The sequence below is a fragment of the Delftia sp. WY8 genome (assembly GCF_018437695.1).
Taxonomy (GTDB): Bacteria; Pseudomonadota; Gammaproteobacteria; order Burkholderiales; family Burkholderiaceae_C; genus Comamonas; species Comamonas tsuruhatensis.
On sequence record NZ_CP049795.1, the window covers coordinates 4,982,158 to 4,998,885 of the forward strand.

Annotated in this window: 12 protein-coding genes; 6 read left to right on the plus strand and 6 right to left on the minus strand. The window is 66.7% G+C overall.

Annotated features, from left to right (window positions below; translation table 11 throughout):
• Window positions 1-113 precede the first annotated feature (113 nt).
• The 3 genes from G4D77_RS22925 to G4D77_RS22935 all read left to right on the plus strand — a co-directional run bounded on the left by G4D77_RS22925 (window position 114) and on the right by G4D77_RS22935 (window position 5,302).
• Window positions 114-1,430, plus strand: coding sequence for a DUF3422 family protein (locus G4D77_RS22925; protein ID WP_016445737.1), 1,317 nt, complete (start codon window positions 114-116; stop codon window positions 1,428-1,430).
• A gap of 140 nt (window positions 1,431-1,570) precedes the next feature.
• Complete coding sequence (locus G4D77_RS22930; protein ID WP_016445738.1) at window positions 1,571-2,368, plus strand: SDR family oxidoreductase; 798 nt, start codon at window positions 1,571-1,573, stop codon at window positions 2,366-2,368.
• Window positions 2,369-2,551: 183 nt separating this feature from the next.
• Window positions 2,552-5,302, plus strand: coding sequence for a bifunctional diguanylate cyclase/phosphodiesterase (locus G4D77_RS22935; RefSeq protein ID WP_046984437.1), 2,751 nt, complete (start codon window positions 2,552-2,554; stop codon window positions 5,300-5,302).
• Here G4D77_RS22935 and G4D77_RS22940 read toward each other — a convergent pair.
• Complete coding sequence (locus G4D77_RS22940) at window positions 5,277-6,188, minus strand: DMT family transporter (RefSeq protein ID WP_016445740.1); 912 nt, start codon at window positions 6,186-6,188, stop codon at window positions 5,277-5,279. The two genes, G4D77_RS22935 and G4D77_RS22940, sit on opposite strands and share 26 nt — an antisense overlap.
• Window positions 6,189-6,329: 141 nt before the next feature.
• Between G4D77_RS22940 and G4D77_RS22945 the strand changes: the two genes are divergently transcribed.
• Entirely contained in the window at window positions 6,330-7,310 is a 981-nt protein-coding gene (locus tag G4D77_RS22945) for a quinone oxidoreductase family protein (protein WP_016445741.1), read from the plus strand.
• Complete coding sequence (locus G4D77_RS22950; protein WP_016445742.1) at window positions 7,307-8,131, plus strand: NUDIX hydrolase; 825 nt, start codon at window positions 7,307-7,309, stop codon at window positions 8,129-8,131. The genes G4D77_RS22945 and G4D77_RS22950 overlap by 4 nt, the downstream gene beginning before the upstream one ends.
• A 21-nt stretch (window positions 8,132-8,152) precedes the next feature.
• On the opposite strand, the gene G4D77_RS22955 is transcribed toward G4D77_RS22950, so the two are convergent.
• From G4D77_RS22955 to G4D77_RS22970, 4 genes are all read right to left on the minus strand, one after another.
• Window positions 8,153-9,817 (minus strand): Na/Pi cotransporter family protein, encoded by a 1,665-nt coding sequence (locus tag G4D77_RS22955; RefSeq protein WP_016445743.1) that lies wholly within the window; start codon window positions 9,815-9,817, stop codon window positions 8,153-8,155.
• 253 nt (window positions 9,818-10,070) lie between these two features.
• A complete protein-coding gene (gene lspA, locus G4D77_RS22960) occupies window positions 10,071-10,586 on the minus strand; it encodes a signal peptidase II (RefSeq protein WP_016445744.1) in 516 nt (171 codons plus the stop codon).
• A gap of 18 nt (window positions 10,587-10,604) precedes the next feature.
• Window positions 10,605-13,460: an isoleucine--tRNA ligase gene (gene ileS, locus G4D77_RS22965; protein WP_209672037.1), complete on the minus strand. Its 2,856-nt coding sequence runs from the start codon at window positions 13,458-13,460 to the stop codon at window positions 10,605-10,607.
• Window positions 13,461-13,565: 105 nt separating this feature from the next.
• Complete coding sequence (locus tag G4D77_RS22970) at window positions 13,566-14,615, minus strand: bifunctional riboflavin kinase/FAD synthetase (protein WP_034399628.1); 1,050 nt, start codon at window positions 14,613-14,615, stop codon at window positions 13,566-13,568.
• Between the two features lie 157 nt (window positions 14,616-14,772).
• Here G4D77_RS22970 and G4D77_RS22975 point away from each other — a divergent pair, with 157 nt between their 5' ends.
• Window positions 14,773-15,381, plus strand: coding sequence for an HNH endonuclease (locus G4D77_RS22975; protein ID WP_016445747.1), 609 nt, complete (start codon window positions 14,773-14,775; stop codon window positions 15,379-15,381).
• 9 nt (window positions 15,382-15,390) lie between these two features.
• Here the strand turns inward: G4D77_RS22975 and G4D77_RS22980 are convergent, their stop codons facing one another.
• A complete protein-coding gene (locus tag G4D77_RS22980; protein WP_154833646.1) occupies window positions 15,391-16,707 on the minus strand; it encodes a methyltransferase domain-containing protein in 1,317 nt (438 codons plus the stop codon).
• Window positions 16,708-16,728: the final 21 nt, after the last annotated feature.

Genomic DNA, 16,728 nt, shown 5'->3' on the forward strand with positions numbered 1-16,728 from the left:
GGGCCGTTTTTTTTTGCGTCGACGAGAAATGCACGTGAAAGCTGTTGATCCCGGATGGCAGGAGGACGCAGCGCCCGTGCCTGCACAATAGCGCGCAGTCTTTCGAGGTCACGATGTCCCCACTTCTGTCATCCCAGCACCCGCTGCGCGTGCTGCTGCACAACGAGATCCATGCGCGTCCCGCCGAGGAAATGCAGGCGCCGCTGGCCATCACCCACGTGGTGATGCTCACCGACGCGGCCCAGCGCGAGGCCAGCCGCGCCCATGTGGCCACCCTGCTGCGCAACCACCACCTGCCCCCGCCCGATGCGGCGACCACGCATGTGCTCATCGATCTGGGCGCCTTTCACCTGCGCTGGGAGCTGCACACGGAATTCGTCTGCTGGACCTTCAGCAAGCCCATGTCGCAGGCCGGCATGGACGATGTGCGCGAGCCCGAGGCCGCCATCGACTACGTGCCGCGCGACTGGCTGGCTGCATTGCCTGGCCAGTGCCTGAGCGGCCTGCACCTGTGGGCCTTGCAGGAACAGGCGATCAACGAGCCGCACCTGGTGCGCCACCTGCTGCAGGAAGACACGCTGGTGGGCGCACGCGTGGCCGGCGATGCGGGCAAGGTCTACACGGACTTCGCCATCCATGCCGATGGCTTCTCGCGCATGCTGCTGCTGGCCGGCGAATCGCTGTCGCCGCGCCGCCTGGGGCGGCTGGTGCAGCGCCTGCTGGAGATCGAGACCTACCGCATGGCGGCCTTGCTGGGCCTGCCTGCCGCCCGCCAGGCCGCTGCCGTTCTGGCCACGGCCGAGCGGGACCTGGCGGCCCTGGCCCATTCCATCCGCCTGGCGGACCGCGATGCCGAGCCGGCGCTGCTGGACCGGCTCACGCGCCTGGCCGGGCAGGTGGAGAGCGAGTACGCCACCACGCACTCGCGCTTTTCCGCCAGTGCGGCCTATTTCGAACTGGTGGACAAGCGCATTCAGGACATCCAGGAATCACGCATCGACGGCATACAGACCATCCGCGAGTTCATGGACCGGCGCCTGACGCCGGCGCGCAGCACCTGCGAATGGGCGGCGCGGCGGCAGAACGCGCTGTCCGAGCGCGTCTCGCGCGTCAGCAGCCTGCTGCGCACGCGCGTGGAGATCGAGCAGCAGCAAAGCAGCCAGCAACTGCTGGGCGCCATGAACCAGCGCCAGGACATGCAGCTCAAGCTGCAGTCCACGGTGGAAGGCCTGTCCGTGGCCGCCATCACCTACTACTTCACGGGCCTGATCAGCTATCTGGCCAAGGGCGCCAAGGCCCTGGGCTGGCCCTGGTCGCCGGAGAGCACGGCCGCCGTCGCCATTCCCGTGGTGGCGCTGGGTGTGTGGTGGTCCTTGCGCAGGCTGCACCACAGGCTGTTCCGTGGCCAGCACGGCGGCGGCGCGCATTGAAGGCAGCGCCAGGGGCTCGCCGGTGCGCCGGCGAGTTCACGTTTTCTCACGTTTGGCGTGAAAGCGTCGAAGCCTCGCGCACAATGTGCGCTGCCGTTCTGCAAGGATCGAGCAAGGTTGTGTTTGTTCAGGAGTGAGACATGGATCTGGGAATCGCGGGCAAGTGGGCCCTGGTATGTGGCGCCAGCAAGGGCCTGGGCTTTGGCTGTGCCAAGGCGCTGGCGCAAGAGGGTGTGAACCTGGTGATCAATGCGCGCAATCCCGAGGCCCTGCAGGAGGCCGCGGCCAGCCTTGCGGCCCTCGCGCCGCAGGTGAAGGTGCTGGCCGTTGCCGCCGACATCACCACCGAGGAAGGCCGTGCCGCCGTGCTGTCGGCCGCCGGCGGCCCGGGCGTGGATTTCGATATCGTCATCACCAATGCGGGCGGCCCGCCTCCCGGCGATTTCCGTGACTGGGACCGCGCGGCCTGGCTCAAGGCCGTGGACGCCAACATGCTCACGCCCATCGAGCTGATCAAGGCCACGGTGGACGGCATGGCGGCACGCGGCTTCGGCCGCATCGTCAACATCACGTCCAGCGCCGTGAAGGCGCCCATCGACATCCTGGGCCTGTCCAACGGCGCGCGCAGCGGCCTCACGGGCTTTGTGGCGGGCCTGGCGCGCAGCGGCATCGCGGCCAAGGGCGTGACCATCAACAACCTGCTGCCCGGCAAGTTCGACACCGACCGCCTGCGCACCACCTTCACGGCCGCCGCCAACAAGAGCGGCAAGAGCCTGGACGATGTGCGCCTGGTGCAGCAATCCCAGGTGCCGGCGCGCCGCTTCGGCACGCCCGATGAATTCGGCGCCATCTGCGCCTTCCTGTGCAGCGCCCACGCAGGCTACATGACGGGCCAGAACATCCTGCCCGACGGCGGCCTGTACGCAGGAACCTTCTGATGCGCCAGGGCACTGCGACCATGACCGCCTCCGGAGCCCGCAAGCCCCGGACAGTGCCAGGCATGGCCGCGCAGTTGCAAACGGGCGGCGGACAGGGGCGGTCTTGAAAACCCCGGCCCTGCATCGCGGCCAGCGGCCTCGCCGCAGCCTGCCCATGTCGCATGCCATGCAGGGAGCCGGGAGATGAGCGAACTGTCCCACCAGACGGACTGGTCGCAGGCGATTGCAGGCCCCTCCGCGCGCCCGGCGGCTGCGCTCAGTCCCCCAGGCGTGCGCCATACCCTGGGCCTGATGCTCGTGCTGCTGACGGTGGCCCTGGCGGCCGCAGTCGTCTGGCTGCTCAGCGGCATGCGCACCACCGCGCAGGAAGAGGCATCGCTGCGCCTGGTGCGCTTTGTGCTCGGTACCGAGGCGGCCATCAGCCGCAGCCTTGAATCCCTGGACGCACTGGCCATGGGGGTGGATGAATGGCTGGGTTCGCGCGATCCCGCATCGGCCTCGCAGCCGCAACTGCAGGAGATGCTGCACGCCATGGAGCGGCAGAACACGCTGGCGCGCCGCGCCTCCGTGCACGACTCCAAGGGCCGCGAGCTGGCGGCTTCGGGCGATGGCCCGGCCATTGATCTGCCGGCCCAGGCCTGGGAGCGCCTTGCGGCCCAAAGCCGCTCAGAATTGCTGGCCAGCCCGCCTTCCGTGGCGCCGCAGCCGCCGGGCGGCGAGCGCATGCTCTATCTGGTGCGCCCGCTGAGCCGTGCGCAGCAGGGTGGCTATGTGCTGATGCAGGTGCCGGTGGCGGCGCTGGGCGCGGTGCTGGCCCAGGGCGGCGTGCTGGACGGACTGGAAGTCACGCTGGAGCAGGGCAGCGGCGAGCTGCTGCTGTCCATGCCCCCCTACGGCGAGGCCTCGGCTGCGCGGTTGCTGCCGGCGACATCGCAGTTGGCGTCCAGCGGCGTCATGCCCATGGCCGCACGCCTGAGCCGCGTGCCCGCCCTGGTGGCCGCGCATCCGCTGCCCAAGGGCAATCTGTGGGTCACGGCCAGCCTGCCCATGTCCTCCGTGCTGGCGGGCTGGCGTGTGGCGGCCTGGCTGATGGTGCTGGCCGTGATGATCTTCGGCGTGCTGCTGGCCATACTGGGCTGGACGGTCCACCGCTACATGGATCGCCTGCATGCCGCGCGCCGTCAGGCACAGCGCTCCGAGCAATGGCTGGACCAGGCGCTGGACAGTATGGTCAGCGGCTTTTTGCTGCTGGATTCACAGCAGCGCGTGCTGCGCTGGAATCGCTGCTACGAGGAGATGTTTCCATGGCATGCGGATCAGCTGGAGCCCGGCCGGCCCCTGCAATCCCTGCTGGATGCCAGCCCCAGCGCCGTGGGTCTGGTGGCGGCGCCGGAGCAGATCGATGAGGCGAAGGACCTGCACCGGCAACTGGTGCTGCGTCCTGGCGTCCCCATGGAGCAGCAACTGGCCAGCGGCCGTTTCGTGCAGATGACGGCGCGCCCGGCTGCCGAGGGCGGCGTGGTCATCACCTACAACGATGTCACCGATATCCGGCTGGCCACGGCCGAGATCGAAAGCCTGGCCTTCTACGATCCGCTGACCAGCCTGCCCAATCGCCGCCTGCTGCTGGACCGCCTGGCCCAGGCCACGGTGCTGGCTGCGCGCGAAGGCTGGACCGGGGCGCTGCTGTTCCTGGACCTGGACCAGTTCAAGATGCTCAACGACACGCTCGGCCATGAAGTGGGCGACCAACTGCTGCAGCAGGTGGCGCACCGGCTGCGCAGCGCCGTGCGCTCTTCGGACACGGTGGCGCGCCTGGGGGGCGATGAATTCGTGGTCATGCTCTGCGAGCTGTCGCACGAGCCTGCCGAGGCGGCCACGCTGGCCCAGCGCATTGGCGAGAAGATCCTGGCGCGGCTCAACCAGTCCTATGTGCTGGGTGCCCACCTGCACCGCAGCGCCTGCAGCATTGGCGCCACGCTGTTCGGCCGCCAGCCGCAGTCGGCGGCCGAGCTGCTCAAGCAGGCGGACATCGCCATGTACCAGATCAAGGCGCGCAACGGCAGCGGCCTGTGCTTCTTCGATCCGCAGATGCAGGTGGAGATCCACCAGCGCGTGCGCATGGAGGGCGACCTGCGCCAGGCCCTGGCGCAGTCCCAGTTCGAGCTGCACTACCAGCCCCAGTTCACGCTGGCAGGCGAGGTCATCGGTGCCGAAGCCCTGCTGCGCTGGCGCCACCCCGAGCGCGGCCTGGTACCGCCCGGCATGTTCATCGCCGTGGCTGAGGAAAGCGAGATCATCGTGCCGCTGGGCATGTGGGTGGTGCGCACGGCCTGCGAGCAGCTGGCTGCCTGGCAAAAGGATGCGCGGCTGCGCCATCTGCAGGTGGCCGTGAATGTCAGCGCCCGCCAGTTCCGCCACCAGGACTTTGCCTCCCAGGTCATCGAGCAGGTGCGCAGCGCAGGCATCGCCCCCCATCTGCTCAAGCTGGAGCTGACCGAGTCGCTGGTGATCGAGAACGTGCAGGAGTCCATCGCCAAGATGAAGCAGCTGCGCAGCCATGGCGTGTGCTTTTCCATGGACGACTTCGGCACCGGCCATTCCTCGCTGACCTACCTCACCCAGCTGCCGCTGAACCAGCTCAAGATCGACCAGTCCTTCGTGCGCCACCTGGGCATGCGCCATACCGACGATGTGATCGTGCAGACCATCATCGGCATGGCTCGCAACCTCAACCTGGATGTGATCGCCGAAGGCGTGGAAACGCTGGAGCAGCGCGCCCTGCTGGCGCACTACGGCTGCGAGTACTTCCAGGGCTATCTGTTCAGCCCGCCCGTTCCCATCCGCGCGTTCGAACAGCTGCTGGCCAAGGTGCCCGTGCGCACCGCGGCACACGGCCTGCCCAAGGCTATCCCCGGCGCGAAGACACCATGATGCCGCCCACGATGAGTACGAACGCCAGGCCGTGGTACAGGCGCGGCGCTTCGCCCAGCAGCGCGATCGACAGCAGGGCGGTGAACAGCGGGATCAGATTGCCGAAAAAGCCCGCCACGGCCGGGCTGCTGCGCTGCACGCCCAGCCCCCAGAAACGGTAGGCCAGGATGGCCGGGCCCAGGGCGATGAACAGCAGTGCCCCGCCCAGAGGCCAGCCCCACTGAATGTGGAACTGCCCCATGGCCATCTCGCCGCCCGTGAACAGGCCGGACCAGACCAGGCCGAAGACCATCTGGGCCAGCAAAAAGCCTGCCCAGTCCGAGCGCAGCCGCTGCGGGACCTGCGCCTTGGACAGCAGCCAGGTGTAGAGGGCCCAGACCATGGTGGCCAGCACCATGAACAGATCGCCGGGCACGAGCTGCAGATGCAGCAGCAGCTCAGGATCTCCGCGCGACAACACCACGGCCACGCCCAGCATCGACAGCAGTGCGCCCAGCAGTTGGCGCCGGCTGACGGGAATGCCCCAGACGATGCGGCCCAGGGCCAGCATCCACACCGGCATGCTGGAGCTGACCAGGGTGACGTTCAGCGGCGTCGAGGTCTTGAGCGCCAGATACAGCAGCGCGTTGTAGCAGCCGATGCCCAGCAGGCCCAGCACGGCGAACTGCCGCCAGTGGCTCCAGGTGCCGCTGCTGCGGCCCAGTGCCCATCCTGCCAGCGGCACAAGCAGGACAAAGGCAATGGCCCAGCGCAGGAAGTTCAGCGCAAACGGCGAGATCAGGTCATGGACCAGGCGGCCCACGATGGCGTTGCCGGCCCACAGCAGGGGCGGCAGCGTCAGGATGGCGGCGGTGGACAGCTTCAGCGGCGGGCTCGTGTGGCTCATAGGCCCGCCACTATAGGTGCTGCGAACGCTCTTTGCCGGCCTTGCGCCAGTCCTGTGCGGGCCCGGTGCAGCGTCTTGCGCGTGGCCTCCCGAAACATGGCACGATGCCGCTCTTGTTGGTTTTTTGCAGGAGTGCATCCCATGGGTATTGCAGTGCAGATCCGCCACAACGGCGGCCCCGAAGTCCTGGAGCTGGTGCAGGTCGCCGTGGGCGAGCCCGGGCCGGGCCAGGTGCGCATACGCCACCATGCGGTGGGCCTGAACTTCATCGATGTCTACCAGCGTTCGGGCCTGTACTCGCTGCCCATGCCCTTGAGCCTGGGCATGGAGGGCGCAGGCGTGGTCGAGGCCGTGGGAGAGGGCGTGCAGCACCTGGGCGTGGGCGACCGCGTGGCCTATGCCAGCAATCCGCCGGGCAGCTACAGCGAAGTGCGTGTCATGCCCGCCATGTGCGTGTGCCGCCTGCCCGACGCCATCGCGTTCGAGACGGCTGCCGCCATGATGCTCAAGGGCCTGACGGCCCAGTACCTGCTCAAGAAATGCATTCCGGTGGAGGGCCTGGCACCGGGTGATGCCGTGCTGTTCCATGCGGCGGCCGGTGGCGTGGGCCTGATTGCCTGCCAATGGGCCAGGGCCATGGGCCTGCAGCTCATCGCCACGGCAGGCTCGGACGAGAAGTGCGCGCTGGCCCTGGCCAACGGCGCGGCCCATGCCATCAACTACCGCAGCGAGAACTTCGCCGAACGCGTGCAGGAAATCACGGGCGGCCAGGGCGTGAAGGTGGTTTACGACAGCGTGGGCAAGGACACCTGGGAAGGCTCGCTGGCCTGCCTGCGGCGCTTTGGGCTGATGGTCAGCTTCGGCAACGCATCCGGTCCCGTGGCGCCTTTCGCACCCGCCGTGCTGGCCGCCAAGTCGTTGTATGTGACGCGCCAGACCCTGTTCTCCCACATCACCAGCCGCGAGGCCACCCAGGCCATGGCCGACGATTTGTTCGCCGTGGTGGAAAGCGGTGCCGTGAAGATCCACATCGACCAGCGCTATCCGCTGGCTGAAGTGCGCCAGGCCCATCTGGACCTGGAGGCACGCAGGACCACGGGCTCCACCATCTTGCTGCCATGAACGGGGAAAAGAGCCCAGCCGACCCAGGCGTGCAGGCATGGCTGAACCGGGTGCGCGCCGCAACCCGCCAGCCTGCGCTGCAGCCGCGCCGGCCGCTTCAGGTGGCGGCAGAGGAAATCGGTTCGCTGGAAGATGGGCTGGCTGCGCAGTTGCCGGACGGGGTGATGCAGGCCCATGGCGTGGCGCTGCGGCAGCAGGCCGGCCACTGGCACCTGCAGGGCGAAGGTGATGCCACGGCCCTGCTCAACGCCCTGGCACGCGTGCTGCGAGCCTGCGGCCACAGCGGCCCCTGGCGCAATGAGCAACTGGCCGTGTGCAACGTGCAGGGTCAGCGCATTGGCACCGTGGAGCGTGGCGCCGTGCGTCCGCTGGGCATTGCCACCCTGGCCGTGCACCTGGTGGGCGAGACGGCCGACGGCCGCATCTGGGTGCAGCAGCGCGCCGACAGCAAGCCCACCAACCCCGGCATGTGGGACACGCTGATGGGCGGCATGGTGGCCGCGCACGATACCCTGGAACAAGCCGTGCAGCGTGAAACCTGGGAAGAGGCCGGCCTGCGCGTGGGCGAGCTGCAGGGCCTGCGCCATGGCGGCCACGTACTGTTCGAGCGCCCCAGCGACGAGGCCGAGGGCCGTGGCTTCATGCGCGAACGCATCGACTGGTTCAGCGCCACCGTGCCGGCTGCGCTGGAGCCCAGCAACCAGGATGGCGAGGTGCAGGCCTTTGCACTGATAGAGCGCGACCAGCTCGTGCAATGGCTGCTGCAGGACCGCTTCACGCCCGAGGCCGCCCAGGTGCTGGCGGCCTGGCTGGGCTGGTGAACGGGCAAGGCTTGCGGCGCCTCAGCGCGCCGCCTTGTCCAGCGCCGATTCCTTGAGCCGGCTGGGCGCCAGGGCGCCGGCCGATTCCAGGATGGGATAGGCCACAGAGCACAGCAGCGAGTTGATGCGCTTGAGGTCGCTGATGAGGTCGATGTGCAGCGAGCTGGTCTCTATGCTGGAGACGGTGTTGTCGGACAGGCGGGCCAGGTGGGTGGCCGAGTAGGCCAGTTCCAGATCGCGAAAGCGTGCCTTTTCCTCCAGCAGCTTCTGGGCCTCGCGCACATTGCCGTTGAGAAAGACGCTCATGGCCAGGCGCAGATTGTCCAGCAGGTGGTGCAGCAGCTCGCGGATCTCCTGCGTGCCGGCCTCGGAAAACTGGCGGCCCTTCTTGATCTTCTTGTCCTCGATGTCCAGCAGCACGCGCTCGATGATGTCCCCGATCTGCTCCATGTTGATGGTGAAGCTGATGATTTCGGTCCAGCGCTGGCCCTCGCGTTCGTCGAGTTCGGCGCGCGAGATCTTGGTCATGTAGTACTTGATGGCCGAGTACAGGTCGTCCACCGTGCCTTCGAGTTCGCGCAGCTCCTGGGACAGCTTGAGGTCGTCGGTCTCCAGCACGCGCTGCATGCCGATCAGCATGGACTCGACCATGTCGGCCTGGTGCAGGGCCTCGCGCGCGGCGCAGGAAATGGCCAGCGACGGCGTGCTCAGCGCCGAGGGGTCCAGGTGGCGGGGCCGCAGCAGGCTGGTGGAACTGGCCTCGGGCTTGGGCAGCAGGGCCGTCACCCAGCGCGCCACGGTCTGCGTCAGGCCGATGAAGCACAGGCTGTTGAAGATGTTGAAGGCCAGGTGGAACAGCACGATGTTCTGGCCCTTGCCGTCGATCAGCGGCATCACATAGGTGGCCCACAGCCCCAGGAAGGGCGCCACGATGGCCACACCCATGATCTTGAACAGCATGTTGCCGATGGTGACCTGGCGCACTTCCACGCTGGACTTGGCCGTGGTCAGCACGGCCACCAGGCCGCTGCCGATGTTGGCGCCCAGCGTCAGGCCCAGCGCCACTTCCATGGGAATCGCGCCCGAGCTGGCCATGGCCGCGATCAGCAGCACGATGGCCAGGCTGGAATAGGCCATCACGGCCAGCAGCGCACCCAGCAGCAGCTCCATGAAGATGTCGCTGGTGACAGAGGCCAGCAGGGTGCGCACGGCGGGGGCTTCCAGCAGCGGCTCGGTGGCATCGACCACCAGGCGCAGGGCCAGCAGCATCACGCCCAGGCCGATGAGCACGCGGCCTATGCGCCCGGCCGTGGTGTCCTGGCGCGTGATGAACAGCACCACGCCGACAAAGATGAACAGCGGCGACAGCCAGGACAGGTCGGTGGAGAACAGCACGGCCATCAGCGCCGTGCCCACGTCGGCGCCGCGCATCACGGCCAGCGCGGCCGGCAGCGAGATCAGGCCCTGGCCCACGAAGGCCGAGGTCATCAGCGAGGTCGCCGTGCTCGACTGCACCAGCGCAGTCACGCCCAGGCCGGACAGCGCGGCCGAGAAGCGGTTGCTCATGCTGTGGGCGAGCAGGTTGCGCAGGTTGGCGCCGAACACCCGCAGCACGCCGGTGCGGACCATGTGCGTGCCCCAGACCAGCAGGGCGATGGCGGCCAGTAGATTGAGTAAGTGCTTCATGTGCTGTGAGCGGAGAAGCGGACCAATATAACCCCGGTCCCGGCTTGCGCGCAGGAGAGTCGGCCGCATGAGCGCACAGTTTGGTGCGAAATAAGGAAAATTGTAGAAATAAAACGAATCGAAAAGAATTTCGGTTGACCCAAAACGCACTCAGGAAAACCCGAGGAAAACCCGCCGGCATGCAGCCGGTGGCCCCCTCAATGAAAAAGCCCCTCGCAAGAGGGGCTGGCGGCGGCTCCGGCTGCGGCAGGGATCAGGCGCCCTTGGCCCGCCGAGCGCGCAGCACCTCGTCCAGGATCAGCAGGGCCGCGCCCACGCTGATGGCGATGTCGGCCGCATTGAAGGCCGGAAAGTGCGAGCGGCCCCAGTAGAAGTCCAGGAAGTCCACCACGTAGCCGTGCTGCAGGCGGTCCACCACGTTGCCGATGGCACCGCCCAGGATGCTGGCCAGCGAGAAGCAAAACAGCTTCTGCCCCGGATGCTTGCGCAACTGCCAGACGATGAGCAGCGTGGCCGCCGCGCCGATGCCCACGAACAGCCAGCGCTGCCAGCCACCGGCTCCAGCCAGAAACGAGAAGGCCGCCCCCGTGTTGTGGGCCCGCACGATATTGAAAAAGCCCGTGATCGGCGTCCAGTCGCCCAGCTGGTAGGCATCAAGGATCCACTGCTTGGTGAGCTGGTCGATGGCGATGATCGCCAGCGACCAGGCCAGCCAGGGCCAGATGCGGCGGCTGCGGGATTCGGGGACTGCGGCAAAGCTAGGGGTCATGGCAGCGCCTCGGTGGGATTACGCCTTGCGGCGCTCTTCGCCGGCACCGTGCAGGTTGCTGTCGCAACGGCCGCACAGGCTGGGGTGCTCGGGGTTGATGCCCACGTCGGCACGGTAGTGCCAGCAGCGGTCGCACTTGGCATGGCTGCTGGGTGTGACGGCGGCCTGCAGCGTCTCGCCCGCCAGGGCCTCGGCGGCCGATGTGATGAAGACGAACTTCAGGTCGTCGCCCAGGCTTTGCAGCAGGGCCAGGTCTTCGGGCTGGGCCGAGACACGGACTTCGGCCTGCAGCGAGGAGCCGACCCGGCCTTCGGCGCGCACGGCCTCGATGTCCTTGTTCACCACGTCGCGGATCTCGCGCAGGCGGGCCCACTTGGCCAGCAGGGCCTCGTCGCCGGCCGGCAGGTCGGTGTAGGTCTCCAGGAAGATGGACTCGCTGTCGCCGAAGACCTTCCAGGCCTCTTCGGCCGTGAAGGACAGGAAGGGCGCCATCCAGCGCAGCATGGCGTGCGTGATCTGGTGCAGCGCGGTCTGGGCGCTGCGGCGGGCCAGGCTCTTGGGCGCGCTGGTATACAGGCGGTCCTTGAGCACGTCCAGGTAGAAGCCGCCCAGGTCTTCCGAGCAGAACAGCTGCAGCTTGGCCACCACGGGGTGGAATTCATAGACCTTGTAGTGGGCCAGCACCTCGGCCTGGAACTGGGCCGCGCGGGCCAGGGCCCAGCGGTCGATCTCCAGCAGCTCTTCGGTGGCAACCGAGTCTTTCGCCGCGTCGAAGTCGCTGACGTTGGCCAGCAGGAAGCGTAGCGTGTTGCGGATGCGGCGGTAGGCGTCCACCACGCGGGCCAGGATCTTGTCGTCGATGCCCAGGTCGCCCGAGTAGTCGGTCGAGGCCACCCACAGGCGGATGATCTCGGCGCCCATCTTGTTGCTCACGTCCTGCGGGGCGACGGTGTTGCCCAGCGACTTGGACATCTTCTTGCCCTGGCCGTCCACGGTGAAGCCATGGGTCAGCAGGCCGCGGTAGGGCGCGCGCCCGAAGATGGCCGAGGCCAGCAGCAGCGACGAATGGAACCAGCCGCGGTGCTGGTCATGGCCTTCCAGGTAAAGGTCGGCCTCGGGGCCCTGGTCGTGGTGCATGTCGGCGTGCGTGCCGCGCATCACATGCCAGAAGGTGGAGCCGGAGTCGAACCAGACTTCGAGGATGTCGGTGCTCTTGGTGTAGTGCACGGCTTCCTCGGCGCCCAGGATGTCCTCGGCCGTCACGCGGCTCCAGGCCTCGATGCCGCCTTGCTCAACCATGGCGGCGGCCTGGTCGATGATCTCCATGGTGCGCGGATGCAGTTCGCCGCTGTCCTTGTGCAGGAAGAAGGGCAGGGGCACGCCCCAGCTGCGCTGGCGCGAGATGCACCAGTCGGGCCGGCCGGCGATCATGTCCCGCAGGCGGGTCTTGCCGTTCTCCGGGTAGAACTGGGTGTGCTCGATGGCTTCCAGCGCGATCTGGCGCAGCGTCTGCGCGGGCTTGTCACCGGGCTTGGTGAACACGCCCTCGCCCTCATCCATGCGGATGAACCACTGGGCGGCGGCGCGGTAGATCACCGGCGTCTTGTGGCGCCAGCAGTGCGGGTAGCTGTGGGTGATGGTCGTGGTATCCAGCAGGCGGTCGCCCAGCTTGAGCGCATCGATGATGACGGGGACGGCCTTCCAGATGTGCTGGCCGCCGAACAGCGGCAGCTCGGGTGCGTAGACGCCGTTGCCCTGCACGGGGCTCAGGATGTCATCGCGCGTCATGCCGTTGTTCATGCAGCTGTTGAAGTCGTCCACGCCGTAGGCGGGGGCCGAGTGCACGATGCCGGTGCCGTCATCGGCCGTGGCGTAGTCGGCCAGGAACACGGGCGAGACGCGGTCAAAGCCCTTGTCCACGTGGGCCAGCGGGTGCTTGAACTGCAGGTGGTCCAGCTTCCTTCCCACGGCGGTGGCAAGGACCTGGCCTTCGAGCTTCCAGCGTGCCAGGCATTTGTCGACCAGGGCGGAGGCCACGATCAGCAGGCCGCGCTCGGTATCCACCAGGCTGTATTCCAGCTCGGGGTTGACGTTGAGCGCCTGGTTGGCGGGGATGGTCCAGGCCGTCGTCGTCCAGATGACGATGAAGGCGGGCTTGGCCAGCGAGGTCAGCCCGAAGGCGGCCGCCAGCCTGTCGGGCTCGGCCGTGGGGAACATCACGTCCAGCGTCTGGCTTTGCTTGTCGGCGTACTCGATCTCGAACTCGGCCAGCGAGGAGCCGCAGTCAAAGCACCAGTACACCGGCTTGAGGCCGCGGTAGACGAAGCCGCGCTCCATGACGCGCTTCAAGGCGCGCAGCTCGGCGGCCTCGTTGGCGTAGTTCATGGTCTTGTAGGGATGGTCCCAGTCGCCGAGCACGCCCAGGCGCTTGAAGTCCACCATCTGCTGGGCGATCTGCTCGGTGGCGAATGCACGGCTCTTGGCCTGCATCTCGTCGCGCGGCAGATTGCGGCCATGCAGCTTCTCGATGGCGTTCTCGATGGGCAGGCCGTGGCAGTCCCAGCCCGGCACGTACATGGCGTCGAAGCCCTCGAGCTGGCGGCTCTTGACGATCATGTCCTTGAGCGCCTTGTTCACCGCATGGCCGATGTGGATCTTGCCGTTGGCGTAGGGCGGGCCGTCGTGCAGGATGAACTTGGGCGCACCGTGGCGCGCATCGCGCAGCTTCTTGTAGATGCCCTTGTCCTCCCATTCCTGGACCCAGCCCGGCTCGCGCTTGGGCAGATCGCCGCGCATGGGGAAGGGCGTGTCGGGCATGTTCAGCGTGGCGCGATAGCCCGCATTGGCGTTGGGAGAGACTTTCGAATCAGACATGGAGAACCTTGAAAGCAGGCCAGAGCCCGGACCGTCTGGTCCAGGCACGGGAAAAAGGGGAGGAAGCCTGGTGCGCACCCGCGCCCGGGCAGGTGACGGAGATCGTCAAATTCGGTCGCGCGTGGTCTGGCGACGGGTCTCGGTGTAGATGGGTGTGTGGATGGTGGCGAAGAACGCGCGCGCGTCATCGCAGTCCTTGGCGATGCCGGCGGTGAGGGCGTCGAGACTGTCGTACTTCAGCTCGTCGTGCAGTTTGTGCAGAAGTTCCACGCGGATGATTTTACCGTAGGCCTCTTCGCCACCCGGCGCGCCGGGCCAATCGAGGCAGTGGGTTTCCAGCAGGACGCGCCCGCCGTTGACATCCGTCGGGTCCAGGGAAGGGCGCACACCGAGGTTGGCCACGCCGCGCAGAGGACGCTCATGCAGTCCGTGGACCAGCACCGCGAAGATGCCGCTGGCCGCGGGCTTCCAATGGTTGAAGCGCAGGTTTAGCGTTCGAAAGCCGTCGCCCGCGCCCTGGCGGCTTTCGGCCAGGCTGCGGCCCAGCTTGCGCCCGTGGACCACATGGCCGGAGATGGTGTAGGGATGACCCAGCAGCCGCGCCGCATCCTGCATGCGCCCCTCGGCCAGGGCGCAGCGCACATGGGTGCTGGACACGCGCAGGCCATGCACTTCGTAGCTGTTCATGCGGGCTACGTCAAAGCCCTGGCGCTGGCCTGCCGCGTCCAGCATGGCGTAGTCGCCCGCGCGCTGGGCGCCGAAGCGGAAATCGTCGCCGACCAGCACGTATTTCGCGCCCAGGCCGGCCACCAGCACCTCATCGATGAAGGCCTGGGGCGCCTGGCTGGCCAGCGCCCGGTTGAAGGGCAGCACCACGGTCTGGTCCACGCCGCAGCGCTGCAGCTCCGACAGCTTGTCGCGCAGCGTGCCTATGCGCGCCGGCGCGATCTCGGGCCGGCCCAGGGCCTGGGCGAAGTAGTCGCGCGGATGGGGCTCGAAGGTCAGCACGCAGGTGGGCACGCCACGCTGGGCAGCTTCAGCCGACAGCAGGGCCAGCATGGCCTGGTGACCCCGGTGAACACCATCGAAATTGCCGATGGTGACGGCGCAGGCCGGTTCTCGCCCTGGATGGTTGAAGCCTCGAAAAATCTTCATGGGACGCTTTGTTTTCAATAGCGGCTGGCACGCGCGCAGCCAGCGCAGGCTGTCAATCCGACACGGAAACAGAGTATATTGCCTCGATAAGGCCTGCCTTGCAGGCCCTGTGCACTGGCTGCATTCCCGTTCACCTTGGTGTCAGAGGAGGCGTGTCGTGAAGGTCTTGAAGCTGTCGGCCCAAGGGCTGCCCCAATCCTGGATTACGCTGGAGCAGGCGGCGCTGCATTACGCGGCGGACGATGTGCGCTGGGAGTCCGGCGGGGAAGTCGCCTGTTTCCGCGGTGGCCACAATGCCGTCACGGGCTGCCAGTCGGTCATCCACATCAACAGCATCATCGGCACGCGCGGTGCGCCCTCCATCAATCCGCACAGCCTGCAGCCGGGCCTGACCAACGGCAAGCTGTTCGCACGCGACCGCTGCATCTGTGCCTACTGCGGCCGGGTCTTCCACGAAAACGACCTCACGCGCGAACACATCGTGCCCATCTCCGCAGGCGGCGGCCATCACTGGATGAATCTGGTGACTGCCTGCCGTTCCTGCAACCACCGCAAGGGCGCCCGCACGCCTGAACAGGCGCGCATGCCCCTGCTCTACACGCCCTATGTACCCAGCCTCTGGGAAGACTTCATCCTGCGCAACCGGCGGATTCTGGCGGACCAGATGGAGTTTCTGCTGCTGCACGTGCCCAGAAGCTCGCGCTGGGCGCGCGATAGCCTCGTCGGGGACGGTGGGGCGCCCACGCACGAGGTGGCGTGGGCTTGATGAGAACTGTCAGGCAGCGGTCTTGGTTGCGGTCACGACGAAGCCCTGAACCGGTTGCCCGCCTTCCTGCCGCAGCACCAGTTCCTCGGTCGATACGCTGAAGCCCGCTTGCTTGCACAGTGCTTCGATATGGCTGCGCTTGTGGGCGTAGCGCTCGCTGGGCTGAAGAATGAGGTCCGGGCCATCTTCCGGAGCTGTTTCGCATGAGAAGATGAACTCGCCGCCGGTCTTGAGAATGCGTGCCGCATTGGGGATGACCGGCTGAGAGTCACCGATGTAGACCAGCACATCCAGGCAGGTGATCACATCGTATTCCTGGTCTGGTGTATTGCTCAACGCATCCAGCAGGTTGACATGGTGAAAACGGTCATAGACGCCATGCTTGGCTGCCTGCTCGATCATCTTGAGAGAGCTGTCCACACCAATCAGGTAACCTTGCATGGGGCCAAGGCAAAGCCCCAGCAAGCCCGTGCCACATCCCAGGTCGAGCACATTGACATCTTTTTCCGGATGACGTGCAGTCAATTGCTGCGCAACAAGTTTGGGCAGTTGGTAGCCCAATCCCTGGACCAGATGCTGGTCAAACTTGTCCGCCATATTGTCGAACAAGGTCCGGTGCATTTCCTCTGGCAGATGCGCCGGAGTCGTTCCCTTTGCCAATGCCGCGTAATATGCCAGGGTGGCATCTTCCGGGAATTGCTCTTCCAGTATCCGGATGTCACCCAGGGCATCCGAGGCCTGACCGTGCGCCACGATGTGCTTGATCCGCCCCATTCTGAATTGCGGCTGCTGAGGATGCTCTTCCACCAATGCATTCCACATCTGCAATGCTTGCGCATGGTCCCCCAGGTTGCCCAGATCGCTGGCCAGATGCTGGCGCAGCGTGGCATCACCCGCATGCATTTCTAGGCCTCGACGCAGGTGCCTGACGGCCATCTGCAGATTCCCGGCACGGTGCGCAATATCGATCACGCCAGCGAGCACCTGGGAATTTTGGGGCTCAATGCGGGACACCTTTTCTGCCAGTTCAATGGCTGAATCGAACTGACCATGCCTTGCGCGAAAGAGTGCTGTCTCCAGCAGGCCCGGCCCCCACATGGGTGCCAGCTCAAGGCATCTTGCGAAGGCTTCTTCGGCCTTGGCGTGATTCCCGGCCTTTTCAGCCATCAGTCCGCCCAACATGAAGACGCGAGCGTCACCAGGCACTTGGCGGTGAGCCTTGTTCAGAGTCTGGGCGGCTTTTTGCAGGTCGCCTTTCGCGATCTGCTGGCGAGCCATTTCCAGGTGCTTGCGGTTGATATCGGCGGGAATGGAAGTAGCGCTCATGGACAGGTGTGTGTTTATGGC